The sequence below is a fragment of the Mycobacterium sp. genome (assembly GCF_965229265.1).
In the GTDB taxonomy this organism is placed as follows: Bacteria; Actinomycetota; Actinomycetes; order Mycobacteriales; family Mycobacteriaceae; genus Mycobacterium.
Window position 1 is genome coordinate 1,380,783 of the sequence record NZ_CBDDIY010000010.1, and the last position, 12,474, is coordinate 1,393,256.

General features: G+C 69.1%; 10 protein-coding genes and 2 tRNA genes. 8 read left to right on the top strand and 4 right to left on the bottom strand.

Annotated features, from left to right (window positions below):
* Positions 1-129 precede the first annotated feature (129 nt).
* A complete protein-coding gene (locus ADBZ9K_RS08500; RefSeq protein ID WP_526619638.1) occupies positions 130-885 on the top strand; it encodes an MmpS family transport accessory protein in 756 nt (251 codons plus the stop codon).
* Here the strand turns inward: ADBZ9K_RS08500 and ADBZ9K_RS08505 are convergent.
* Positions 882-2,207 (bottom strand): MFS transporter, encoded by a 1,326-nt coding sequence (locus ADBZ9K_RS08505; RefSeq protein WP_526619639.1) that lies wholly within the window; start codon positions 2,205-2,207, stop codon positions 882-884. The two genes, ADBZ9K_RS08500 and ADBZ9K_RS08505, sit on opposite strands and share 4 nt — an antisense overlap.
* 35 nt (positions 2,208-2,242) lie before the next feature.
* On the opposite strand from ADBZ9K_RS08505, the gene cmrA reads away from it, so the two are divergent.
* Positions 2,243-3,049, top strand: a complete 807-nt coding sequence (cmrA, locus tag ADBZ9K_RS08510; RefSeq protein WP_526619640.1) for a mycolate reductase — start codon at positions 2,243-2,245, stop codon at positions 3,047-3,049.
* On the opposite strand, the gene ADBZ9K_RS08515 is transcribed toward cmrA, so the two are convergent.
* Positions 3,050-4,624 (bottom strand): helicase HerA-like domain-containing protein, encoded by a 1,575-nt coding sequence (locus ADBZ9K_RS08515; protein ID WP_526619641.1) that lies wholly within the window; start codon positions 4,622-4,624, stop codon positions 3,050-3,052.
* Positions 4,625-4,738: 114 nt separating this feature from the next.
* Here ADBZ9K_RS08515 and orn point away from each other — a divergent pair, with 114 nt between their 5' ends.
* The 3 genes from orn (at position 4,739) to ADBZ9K_RS08530 (ending at position 6,998) form a co-directional block, all read left to right on the top strand.
* Positions 4,739-5,374 carry an oligoribonuclease gene (gene orn, locus ADBZ9K_RS08520; RefSeq protein WP_526619642.1) on the top strand — a complete coding sequence of 212 codons (636 nt, stop codon included), beginning with the start codon at positions 4,739-4,741 and terminating at the stop codon, positions 5,372-5,374.
* Positions 5,375-5,406: 32 nt separating this feature from the next.
* Positions 5,407-5,479: transfer RNA gene (locus tag ADBZ9K_RS08525), tRNA-His, on the top strand.
* Between the two features lie 196 nt (positions 5,480-5,675).
* Entirely contained in the window at positions 5,676-6,998 is a 1,323-nt protein-coding gene (locus ADBZ9K_RS08530; protein WP_526619643.1) for a hypothetical protein, read from the top strand.
* Here ADBZ9K_RS08530 and ADBZ9K_RS08535 read toward each other — a convergent pair.
* Positions 6,995-8,212 (bottom strand): Ig-like domain-containing protein, encoded by a 1,218-nt coding sequence (locus tag ADBZ9K_RS08535; RefSeq protein WP_526619644.1) that lies wholly within the window; start codon positions 8,210-8,212, stop codon positions 6,995-6,997. The two genes, ADBZ9K_RS08530 and ADBZ9K_RS08535, sit on opposite strands and share 4 nt — an antisense overlap.
* Before the next feature lie 155 nt (positions 8,213-8,367).
* Between ADBZ9K_RS08535 and ADBZ9K_RS08540 the strand changes: the two genes are divergently transcribed.
* Positions 8,368-8,440: transfer RNA gene (locus ADBZ9K_RS08540), tRNA-Lys, on the top strand.
* Positions 8,441-8,493: 53 nt separating this feature from the next.
* Here ADBZ9K_RS08540 and ADBZ9K_RS08545 read toward each other — a convergent pair.
* A complete protein-coding gene (locus ADBZ9K_RS08545; RefSeq protein WP_526619645.1) occupies positions 8,494-10,962 on the bottom strand; it encodes a PE family protein in 2,469 nt (822 codons plus the stop codon).
* Between ADBZ9K_RS08545 and ADBZ9K_RS08550 the strand changes: the two genes are divergently transcribed.
* Both ADBZ9K_RS08550 and ADBZ9K_RS08555 read left to right on the top strand, forming a co-directional pair.
* Positions 10,913-11,245 (top strand): hypothetical protein, encoded by a 333-nt coding sequence (locus ADBZ9K_RS08550; protein WP_526619646.1) that lies wholly within the window; start codon positions 10,913-10,915, stop codon positions 11,243-11,245. The two genes, ADBZ9K_RS08545 and ADBZ9K_RS08550, sit on opposite strands and share 50 nt — an antisense overlap.
* 346 nt (positions 11,246-11,591) lie before the next feature.
* Positions 11,592-12,473, top strand: a complete 882-nt coding sequence (locus ADBZ9K_RS08555) for an MlaE family ABC transporter permease (RefSeq protein WP_526619647.1) — start codon at positions 11,592-11,594, stop codon at positions 12,471-12,473.
* Position 12,474: the final 1 nt, after the last annotated feature.

Below are 12,474 nucleotides of genomic sequence, written 5' to 3' on the forward strand. Positions count from 1 at the left end.
ACTTTCTGATCACCCGCCAGTTGCCCGGGTACCACGTTCCACTTAGGCCACCGGTGGTAAACACATTGTCGAGCCGACAGGCCAAGACGAGGGGCTGCCGCACGCGTAGCCTGCAAGCATGAGGTGGGCATGAACGATCCGCGTCGACCAGAGTGGTCTGAACCGACGCAGGCGGCCGGCAACGGCTACGCGCCGAGCAACGATCCCGCTTACGCCGGTCAGTACTACCGACCCAGCTACGGTTCACCGGCCTACGGTCAGCCCGGAGTCCCGCCGGGAACACAGCCGACCGAGCAGTTGCCGTCCTACTGGCAGCATGGCGGCTATCCGCCGGGCGAGCCGCCGCAACCGCCCCCGGGACCGCCCAAGTCGCCGAAGTGGTTGTGGATCGCCGCCGCCGTGGCGGTGTTGCTCGTCATCGGGCTGGTGATCGCCCTGGTGATCGTGATGAGCTCGGCCCGGGAGTCCACGGTGGTGGCCCCGCTGCCCCCGCTCTCGGAGACGCCGTCGACCCCCCGGGCGACGACTTCGCTGCCGTCACCGACACTGTCCCCGCTGCCGTCGCCGAGCACCGCCCCCGGCACCCCGACCCTTCCCGGCACGGGTGCCAGCCCGACGGGCACCGATACCGTCGTCTACAACGTCACCGGCGATGGCCGGGCGATCAACATCACCTACGTCGACACCGGCGGCATCATGCAGACCGAGTTCAACGTGATGCTGCCGTGGAGCAAAGAGGTGAGCCTGTCGGCGCCGGCGCGCGGTTCGGCCAGCGTGGCGGTGGTCAACGTCGGGCGCGACGTCACCTGCAGCGTCTCGGTGAACGGGGTATCGGTCCGCCAGCGCACCGGCCGCGGGCTCACCATCTGCACCGGCGCGGGTTAGACCCGACTCGCGCGCTCGCGGCCGGGCACCCGCACGGCCAGCATTCCGAGCAGCCCGGCGGCCAGCACCATGCACAAACCGCCCAGGCCGGCGCGATCGGCGTGGAACGCGTCGACGAAGACGAAGAACATCCACGGCGCCAGGAACGCCACCGCGCGCCCGGTCATCGTGTAGAGGCCGAACGCCACCGACTCCTTGCCGTGGCTGGACATGCGCAGCAGCAGCGTCCGCGACGCCGACTGGATCGGGCCGATGAACATGCACAGCATCAGCCCGCAGACCCAGAACGCCACCGGTCCGGACAGGCTCAGCATCGCTACCGCGACGACGATCATCGCGGTCAGCGAGCCCACGATGAGCGGCTTGCCGCCGATCCGGTCGTCGAAGTGCCCGCCGATCACCGCGCCCGCCGCCGCCACCGTGGAGGCGACGACACCGAAGATCAGCACGTCGGATTGCGAGAGGCCGTAGACGTTGACACCCAGCACGGCGCCGAACGCGAAGACCCCGGCCAGCCCGTCCCGGAAGACCGCGCTCACCAGCAGGAAGTACACCAGGTTGCGGTCGCGCTTCCACTCCGACCGCAGGTCCTCCCAGAGCCGGCGGTAGCCGCCGAGCAGGCTGACCGGACGCAGATCCGGGTCGACCGGCGCGGTGAACGTGTGCGCGGTGAGCAACAGGGGCAAGGCGCAGAGCGCGAAGCCGACGGCCGTCATGACCATCGCCGCGCGGACGTTCAGGCCGTCGTCGGCGGAGATCCCCAGCAGGCCGCGGTGCGGGCCACTGCCGGCGATGAAGCCGACGTAGACCAGCAGCAGCATGACGACGCTGCCGAAGAAGGCGGCACCAGCGCCCAGTCCGGAGATGCGTCCGGCGTTCTGCGGGGTGGTCAGCTGCTTGAGCATGGAGTTGTACGGGACGCTGGCGAGGTCGCCGCAGGCCATCGTCAGCGCCAGCAACGTCAGACCCGCGGCAAAGTAGGCCGGCTCGGCGCGGATCAGGCTCATCGCACCCGTCGACAGCACCGCGAGGCCGGTCAGCAGGGTCAGTGCCGTACGCCGCCGGTGCGGCGCCTGGACCAGGACACCGGTCAGCGGGGCCAACAGCGCGACGATCACGCCCGCGACCGTCAGGGACCGGCCCAGCCAGCTGGCCGGCGACGTGTCACCGCCCAGGCCGGTGGCGACGGTGCTCGTCAGATACACGGGGAAGACGAAGGTGCCCACGATGGCGACCATGCCGATGGCGCCGAAGTCCCACATCGCCCAGGCCAGGATCTTCGACCGGCCGGCGGTCTGGGCAACCGACGGGGGCGTGGTCATGCCGGTCACACTATCCAGCCCCCTACGATTGCCGCATGCCAGTACCCGCTCCCTCACCGGACAGCCGCGCCGTCGTCACCGGTGCCTCCCAGGGCATCGGCGAGGCGCTGGCCACCGAGCTCGCCGCCCGCGGTCACAACCTGATCATCACGGCTCGGCGCGGCGAGGTGCTCGCCGAGCTGGCCGCCCGGCTCACCGAGCGCTACGGCGTGGTGGTCGAGGTGCGTGCGGTCGACCTGGCCGACCCGCAGGCGCGGACGGCGTTCGCCGACGAGCTGTCCGGCCGGGACATCTCGATCCTGTGCGCCAACGCGGGCACGGCGACGTTCGGGCCCGTCGAGAAGCTCGACCCCGAGGGCGAGAAGGCGCAGGTGCAGCTCAATGTGCTCGGTGTGCACGACCTGGTGCTGGCCGTGCTGCCGCGGATGGTGGCGCGCGGGGCCGGCGGCATCCTGATCTCGGGGTCGGCGGCGGGCAACTCCCCCATCCCGAACAATGCGACCTATGCCGCGACCAAGGCGTTCGCCAACACCTTCAGCGAGTCGCTGCGCGGTGAGGTGAAAAAGGCCGGGGTGCACGTGACATTGCTGGCACCCGGGCCGGTGCGCACCGAGCTGCCCGACCCGGCCGAGCAGTCACTGGTGGAACGGTTGATCCCCGACTTCCTGTGGATCGACACCGAGTACACGGCGCGACTGTCGCTGGATGGCTTGGAGCACAACAAGATGCGCGTCGTACCGGGTGTGACCTCCAAGGCCATGTCGGTGGCGTCGGGGTATGCGCCCCGGGCCATCGTCACGCCGATCGTGGGTGCGGTCTACAAGAAGCTCGGCGGGGAGTAACTAGCGCTTGCGCCTGGCGGTCCCGAAGATACTGCGGGTGATCTCGCGACCGATGACCGTCCCGGCCGAGCGCATCGCGCTCTTGAAGGCCGGACTGTTCATCACCTGGTCGAGCACGCCGGGCTCGGCCTTCTCCACCCGCCTGGGCATCGGTGGCAGGTCGACGCCGGTCGGCAGCAAAGGTGGCAGGTCCTTGGGCTCCTCGGGCGGGGGCGCCAGCTTCGCGGCCAGCATCTCGTAGGCCGACTCGCGGTCGATGGTCTGGCCGTACTTGAGGAACAGCGGGCTGGACTGGGCTGAGGCCTTGATGTAGTCCGGGCCGATGGTGTCCATCAGGGACTGGGGCGGGCGAAGCCGGGTCCACGCCACCGGCGTCGGCGCGCCCCGCTCGGAGAGCACGGTGACGATGGCCTCGCCGATGCCCAGCGACGTCAGGTCGGATTCCAGGTCGTAGAACTGCGTCTTCGGGTAGGTACGCACCGTCCTGGACAACGCCTTCTGGTCATCGGGGGTGAACGCCCGCAGCGCGTGCTGGATGCGCGCACCCAACTGGGACAGCACATCGTTGGGGACGTCGGTGGGCAGCTGGGTGCAAAAGAAGACGCCCACCCCCTTGGACCGGATGAGCTTGACCGTCTGCTCGACCTGCTGCAGAAAGGCCTTGGACGCGTCCTTGAACAGCAGGTGGGCCTCGTCGAAGAAGAACACCAGCTTCGGCTTGTCGATGTCGCCGACTTCGGGCAGGTAGGTGAACAGGTCGGCCAGCACCCACATCAGAAACGTCGAGAACATCACCGGACGGGCGGCCTGGTCGCCGAGTTCGAGCAGGCTGATCACACCGCGGCCCTGTGCGTCGACGCGCAGCAGGTCGGCCGGATCGAGTTCGGGTTCGCCGAAGAATGTCGCGCCGCCGTCGGCCTCCAGGTTGACCAGCGCCCGCAGGATCACCCCGGCGGTCTGCGACGACACCCCGCCGATGGTCTTGAGCGTCTCCTTGCCCTCATCGCTGGTGAGGTAGGTGATCACCGAACGCAAATCCTTCAGGTCCAGCAGCGGCAGGCCCTGCTGATCGGCCCAGTGGAAGATCAATCCGAGCGTCGACTCTTGAGTGGGGTTGAGCCCCAACACCTTTGACAGCAAGATCGGCCCGAACGCCGAGATCGTCGCGCGGACCGGGACGCCGAGGCCGCCGGTGCCCAGCGAGAGAAATTCGACCGGGAACGGGGCCCCGGTCCAGTTGTCGTCGCCAGTGTCCTTGGCCCGCTGCAGGGTTCGCTCACTGGCCTCCCCCGGCCGGGACAACCCGGACAGATCGCCCTTGACGTCGGCCATCATCACCGGCACGCCGGCGGCCGAGAGCTGCTCGGCGATCACCTGCAGGGTCTTGGTCTTGCCGGTACCGGTGGCCCCGGCGACCAGGCCGTGGCGGTTCATCATGGCCAGCGGAATGCGGACCTGCGCGGCGGGATCGACGACGCCATCGACGATGATCGAGCCAAGTTCGAGCGCGTCGCCGGTGGTGGCGTAGCCAGCCGCGATCTGCTGGGCAGGAGTCGCCGTCGATTCGCTGGTCATGGGCCGCAACCTCCGTCATTGCTCACGTGATGGCCGCTAAGACACTACTTGCCCGGCCCGGCCAAGAACGGGTGGAACGCTGCGGTGACCGAGATGGGCTTACTGTTGAGCGCTGTGCGTGATGAATTGGTGTGGATCGATTGTGAGATGACGGGCCTGGACCTGCGGACCGACAAGCTCATCGAGATCGCGGCGCTGGTGACCGATGCCGAACTCAACGTGCTCGGCGAGGGGATCGACGTCGTCATCCACGCCGACGACGAGGCGCTGGACGGGATGGTCGAGGTCGTCGCCCAGATGCACCACCGATCGGGGCTCACCGAGGAGGTGCGTGCCTCGACCATCGACGTGACCGCCGCCGAGGCCCTGGTCATGGACTACATCCGCACCCAGGTCAAGCAGGCCAAGACCGCCCCGCTGGCCGGGAACTCGATCGCCACCGACCGCGGCTTCATCGCGCGCGACATGCCCACCCTGGACAACTACCTGCACTACCGGATGATCGACGTCAGCTCGATCAAGGAGCTGTGCCGGCGCTGGTACCCGCGGATCTACTACGGCCAGCCGGAAAAGGGACTGGCGCACCGGGCGCTGGCCGACATCCAGGAGTCGATCCGCGAGCTCAAGTACTACCGGCGGACAGCGTTCGTGCCGCTGCCGGGTCCGTCGACGAGCGAGATTGCCGTCGCAGCGGCCGAGATCGACCAGGTCGGCGATACCGATTCGGCTGTCGGGCCCGAAAGCGGCTAGTATCGACGGCGCCGCTCTTCGGGGCGGCAATGGTGGCTGTAGTTCAGTTGGTAGAGCACCAGGTTGTGATCCTGGCTGTCGCGGGTTCGAGTCCCGTCAGCCACCCCTACCAAGTCAGGGAGCCCTTTGTGGGCTCCCTGACTTTTTTGTGACCCGGGGCCCGGTCACGACGTGGTCACACGCGGTGTGGCACAGGATTGAGACTGCGCGTTCTGGAAATACTGTGTCGTAACCGGAATAGCCGGCACTGGTCGGACTACCGTCGGATCAGCGACATGGTTCGGCTGGGGAGGGCGGATACATGGCGGGTACCGCTATCGATGTGTCCGGGGGGTTCCCGGATTCCGGAGGAACTCAGCTTCTCGGCGTATGGGACGACCGGCTGTGCGCGCTGGTTTCGGCGCTAGGTGCCATCGACGCCGACGATCCGTTCACCTTGTGCGAGGACGCCCGGCAGATCTGGCACAGCGCCGTCGTGGCCGATCCCCCGCCGGCACCCAGCCCCGCCATGCTCGTCGTTCTCGACGTACTCCAAGCTCTGGCGCACGAGACCGCGTCGGCCACCCTCGCCTACTACAGCACACCCGATGCCCGGGACCGACTCACCCTGTCGGCGGTACACACCTCGCTGAGCCGCCGGCTCACCGACGTCAAAGTCGAGTGCGAGCGCTGGTTGGCCGAGGGCCTGCCGCCGGCGGACGCGGTCCGCGCCCGCAGCGCGACCGCACTGGCCAGCCTGCGCTCCGCCAAGGAGTCGGCTGACCAAGGCGACGACTCGAGCCTGGACATCGGGATCCTCTTCGACCGCGCCTGCCTGCTGAGCGCGGCCGAGAACAGGCGGTATCGCGAGGCCTATGACCGGCTTCGCCGGATGCTGGACAGGGAGCTGCTGCAACACATCTGCGATCAGCACGATGAGCTGACGGCCGTGGTGCACGCCATCGCCGGGGATCTGCGCTCCGAGCGGATAACGGTGCTGGACGAGGACGCCACCGACGAATGCGAGCGCAAGATTCGCTCGGCGCTGATCTCTTTCACCACCGCGCTGCAGATCCACCGGGAACAGACGATCAACACCGCGGTGCGGGCCTTCGGCCACGACAGCGCCCCGACTCGGGCGGTCAGGGAGCTGTTCACCGACCTGACCCGATCGTCGTTCGGCTACCGCTGGCTGGAGATCCTGCGCACCGCGCTACAGGACGGCGCCGTCAACGCCTGTTGGTACGAGTTCACCCCGCGGCGGCACGGCGAGTCGGAGGTGAATGTCCGCATGGACCGCAACGCCATGCTGCGCTTCACCGCGCAGACGAAGACCAGAGGGCTCACCCGCACCGAGCTGGACGCGATGCCCGGCGATCCCAGCGTGCTGGACATGGTCGCCGCGGTCCAGCCCAAAATCACTGCGCTGCAAGGTCAGTTGGACTCGATCATGTACCCCGACGTCGCTGGCGACGTGGCGATCATCGAAGAGATGATCAGCAGGTTCGACGGCGGCAAAGGCGTGCATGAACTGCAGAGCCGCCAGGACTGCATCGGCGAGCTGGGGAGCACACTGCCCTATCCGCGGCTGGCACCCCGCGTGCTTGCCTTCGTGCGCAGGTACCGCGAGCCGCACCACCGCTAGGCGTTGGCGTTGCCCGCCTTCCATTGCGACCACGGAATGTTCCAGTCGCCCAGACCGTCGGTGCCGGGCAGGATCGAGCCGACGGTGTTCTCCACTTCGACGATGTCGCCGCGCTTGGTGTTGTTGTAGAACCACAGCGCATTGCTCGGGCTGACGTTGAGGCAGCCGTGGCTGACGTTGGAGTAGCCCTGCGCACCGACCGACCACGGCGCCGAATGAACGTAAATGCCGCTGTAGGACATCTGGGTGGCCCAGTCGACCTCGGTGCGGTAGCCGTTCGGTGAGTTGGACGGGACGCCGTAGGTCGACGAGTCCATGATCATGTGCGACAACCGGTCGCCGACGATGTAGACGCCATTGTTGGTGGGGGTGCTGTTCTTGCCCATCGAGATCGGCATGGTCTTGATGACCTCGCCGTTGCGCCGGATGGTCAGGGTCTTGGTGTCGTCATCGGCGACGGCGATCAGCTCGTCGCCGATGGTGAAGTGCGATGTCAGGTTCTGCTGGCCGAAGAGGCCGTCGCCGAGGTCCACGCCGTAGGTGTTGACCGCGACGTCGACGGTGGTGCCCGGCTTCCAGTAATTCTGTGGGCGCCAGCGCACCTCACGGTTGTTCAGCCAGTAGAACGCACCCTCGACCGGCGGGTTGGTGGTCACCTTGATCGCCCGCTCGGCGGCCGCCCGGTTCGGGATGTTCTCGTCGAAGCGCACCGCGACCGGCTGCCCGACGCCGACGACCTCCCCGTCACCGGGCAGCAGGTAGGGCATCGTCAGGTTCTCCGGCGACTGGGTCTCGAACGAGAGTTTCTCGGTCGTAACCCCGCCGAGCCCCAGGGACTGGGCGCTGAGCGTGTAGCTCTTGTTGTAGCCCAGGGGCTCGCTGGTCGACCACGTCACGCCGTCGGCGCTGAGCTTGCCCGACACCTGATTGCCGGCTTCGTTGACCATCGTCACCGAGCCGAGCACGCCCCCGGTGGCGCTGACCGTTACCGGCCGGTCGACGGCGACGTCGACTGCCCCGTCCTTGACCGAGGCCGTCAGCTCGGGCACCAGCAGGTCGCCATAGGGGGTGCCCTTGTCGGCGATGACCTTGACCGGCGCGGGCGCCGGCTCGCTGCCGCAGGCGCTGAGGCCGACCACAAGGGCTGGAATCAGCGCGAGCGCGGCCAGCCGGACCCGATACCGCCTCCGGTTAACCGAGCCGACCTGCCACATACCGCTCTCTACCTCGCTCGCTGTGTGATTGCTGGGGATACTTGGCAACAGTCTAAGGGCAGTGGGACGCCTCTGGCGAGGCGTAAATACCGGCGGCGCTGACCACGGGATTTCACCTTCGGCGGCGGTGTTTGTTATTGTCGCTGACGCGGTTCGCGCCGTTAGCTCAGTTGGTAGAGCAGCTGACTCTTAATCAGCGGGTCCGGGGTTCGAAACCCTGACGGCGCACAGTACGGAAACCCTGCCACGGCAGGGTTTCCGTCATTTCAGGGGTTTGGCCGTCACGGCTGCCCATTGGAGCCGGGGCTGCCGTCGCTCGAACTCGAGCCGACGCCGACCGCGGAACCGGAGCCGCCCTTACCGCCGGACCGCCCGACACCGTCGGGAAGCGCGTTGCCGCCGTTGCCGCCGTTGCCGCCGTTGGCGCGCGCGGACGTACCGTCGACGGAAGCGTTGCCACCGTCACCGCCGTAGCCGCCCACACCTTCCCCGACGTTCGAACCGGCCGAACCGTTGTTGTTGGCGCCGTTGCCGCCGTCGCCGCCCTGGGCGACCGCATTCATTCCGGTCGCGGTTGCCCGGCCGCCGGTTCCGCCGGATCCGGCCTCGGTTCCCAGATAGGCCGTCAACGGGCTCCCGCCGTCACCGCCGGCGCCGGCGATCGCGATGGCGCCGGTGCCAATCGCTGTCGCAGCACCGCCGTTGCCGCCGTCGCCACCGATCTCGCCACCGCTGCCGCCTCGACCGCCCCGGCCCCCGACCACTCGCACATCGGGCCCGATCTGGGTTCCACTGCCGCCGTTGCCGCCGGCACCGCCCTCGGTGTGGTCGCCCGACGAGTCCCCACCGGCGCCGCCGTTGCCACCGTTGCCGTCGGTGCTGGAACCACCGTTGCCCCCGTTGCCACCTACTCCGATGAGCCCCCCAGAACCACCCTTGCCGCCGTTTCCTCCATCGCCCGACGTCGTGCTGAAACCGTCGCCACCATTGCCCCCATTACCGGTCTCGGGCCACTGGGAGTAGTTGTCGGGCCCGTCGCCCAGGTTGCCCGCAGCCCCATCACCGCCCCCGGTGCCGCCTTTGCCGGCAACCCCACCCTGCCCGGCAAGGCCGGTCCAGGGTGGCAACGAGTAGTACGTGCCACCGTTGCCGCCATTGCCGCCATCGGGATGCAGGGCGGTGCCGTCGGCGCCGGCGCGCCCGGATCCGGCCAGACCGGAATTACCCCCGTCGGCACCGTTACCGCCGGATCCGTTCGTGCCACCTGCAGCCGCGTTACCGCCGTCACCGCCCCAGCCGGCGTCGCCGCCGATGCCGGCGTTGCCGCCATTGCCGCCGTTGCCGTTGTTGAGCGCGAATGTCGGGTCGCTGGCAGCACTGTTGCCGCCATTGCCGGCCAGCCCCCCAGCGCCGCCGTTGCCGCCATTGCCCGCAACGCCGGAGCCGCCGTCACCACCCCTGCCGCCCTGGCCGCCGTTGCCGCCCCGGCCGCCGTGTCCACCGCGGCTGCCATCAGTGAGGGCTGTGGCATCGAAGCCATTGCCGCCGGCGCCGCCCGCACCACCGTTGCCGCCGTTGCTGGCCGCACCGCGGGTCCCGCCCGCCGCTGCGCCACCGTTGCCGAATCCACCGGCGCCCGCGGCGCCCCCACTGGCGCCGTCGCCGCCCCTGCCCCCATTGCCGCCGTTCTGGCCGTCGCGGTCGAACTGCGTCCCCGACCCGCCGAAGGCCCCCGAGGCGCCGTCACCGGCCATACCGGCGTCGCCACCGTCGCCGCCGACACCGCCGTTGCCGTCGACACCCGCAGCGCCACCGCTTCCGCCGGCCGCGCCCGCTGCGCCGCCGGCGCCCCCGTTACCTCCATTCCCGCCGGCGCCGGCAGTGCCGCCCCGGCTACCGTCGGCCAATTGGGCGGCGTCGAAGCCATTGCCACCGACCCCGCCGCTCGCACCCGCGCCGCCAAGGCCGCCGTCACCGCCGTCGCCACCCACGCCAAAGTTGTTGATCAACAACAGGATCCGGCCGGTCCCCGCTTGGCCGGCCGCGCCGCCCGCCCCGCCCGCCGCGCCGGTGCCACCCGCACCACCCCGGCCGCCGTTCGGGCCGGCCAGCTGCCCATCGGTGCCGCCGGCGCCATTGCCGCCGTCTCCCCCGACGCCGCCCCTACCGCCCGCGCCGCCGGCGCCGCCCAGGCCCAACAGCCAGCTGCCGCTCCCGCCGCTGCCGCCCGCGCCCCCGGCCCCACCGACCGTTCCGTTGCCACCGGTACCCCCGGGCTCCGTGGCGTCCGCCCCGGTCGTGCCATCGGCGCCGTTGCCCCCGGCGCCACCGCGGCCACCGGCACCGACCACCGACAGCAACCCGGAATCGCCGCCGTTGCCGCCCTTGCCACCGGCCTGCCCGGCGACAGCTGCGTTGGCACCCGCTCCGCCCGCGCCACCGTTGCCGGTGATCACGCCGCCCGTACCACCGGCCCCGCCGGTGCCGCCGTTGTAGCCACTGATCCCGGCACCGCCGGCGCCACCGTTGCCGAACCAGCCCGCCGAACCGCCGTTGCCACCGCCGAAACCGTTACCGCCGTTGCCGATCAGCCCGGCCCTGCCGCCAGCACAGCCGCCCTGCGGGCACGTCTGAGCCGTCCACGAGTAGCCGTTGCCTGCCAGAATCCCGGCATCAGGATGGGCCGCCGTGCCGTTGCCGATGAAGACGCCGACGAGATCCCCGATCGGATTCGAGGCTGCCCTTGGCAACGCGGCGGTCGCCGACTTCGCCCTCGGCGACGCGGCGGTCCCCGACTTCGCCTTCGTCGACGAGTCAGCTGGACCCGCAGACCGCGATACGCGCGCGCTGGACCTCGGCGACCGCTTCGGTCCCGCCGTCGACGGCGCGACGTGCGGCTTGGCGCTCGGCCCAGCGCTCGACCCGGACGATGAGGCCGCCGGACCCGGGGCATCCGCCCACGCGGCGGGCATCGAGGAAATCGCCGCACCGATGCCCAAGGCCACCGCCAGCCCACCGACCCGGCCGACATAGCTACTCGATGCCCGCCGGAGCAATCCAGGGCTGCCGCCGGATGACCGCTCAAGAACCATCGGACAACTCCTGTACTGGTGGCCCGCAACGCCCGAGACCTCGCAACTGCAAACCATATTGACGCACATGTTGCCGTCTCGCCGAGGTACCGGACAGGAACTGCCCACCGCCGGTCATCCACCTTCGGCAAAAGGCCATCTCGGTGCCCATCAAATCTGTAAGCTCAGCTCACTGTTCCGCCGGTGCCCGCCAGCAATAATTTGCTCACGCGAGGGCATCACCCCTGTTCATAGCGCTGGATGATCGTTAGGATGGGTTTGCTACAGGCACTGCCGGTCACGGAACGATGACCGCCCGCGAAGAGCCCGTTGTCCTCACCGACGTCCTTGTCGATCGCGACTCTGACGGGATCGAAGCGATCGAGGATTGGGCCGTCGGGTATGTCCGGCGTCACCCGCTCGCGGCACTGACGACGGTCGGCGAGCAATTCGTCCTCGGCGTGCGCACCATCCAGTACTTCTTCCTGGACCTGTTCACCGGCCGCTTCCAGTGGCAGGAGTTCGTCCGGCAGAGCGCCTTCATGGCCGGAACCGCGGTGCTGCCCACGATCCTGGTGGCGCTGCCGATCAGCGTGACGCTCTCGGTGCAGTTCGCGTTGATGGCCGGCCAGGTCGGCGCCACCTCGCTGGCGGGAGCAGCCAGTGGTCTCGCGGTGGTCCGGCAGGGCGCCTCGCTGGTGGCCGCCCTGCTGATGGCCTCGGCGGTCGGCTCGGCGATGACCGCCGACCTCGGCTCCCGGACGATGCGGGAGGAGACCGACGCCATGGAGGTGATGGGCATCTCGGTCATCCGCCGGCTGGTGGTACCCCGCTTCGCCGCGGCGATCATGACCAGCTTCGCGCTGACCGGTGTGGTGTGCTTCGTCGGCTTCTTCGCCAGCTACATGTTCAACGTGTACTTCCAAAATGGTGCCCCCGGCAGCTTCGTGGCCACCTTCGCCTCGTTCGCGACACCGGCGGACATGACCCTGGCGCTGTGCAAGGCCGTCATCTTCGGCGCCATCGTCGCCGTCGTCGCAAGCCAGAAAGGGCTGTCCACCAAGGGCGGACCGACCGGGGTGGCCAACTCGGTGAACGCCGCGGTGGTCGAGGCGATCCTGGTGCTGATGATCGTCAACGTCGCGATCAGCCAGCTCGACGTCATGCTCACGCCCCGGACCGGACTGTGAC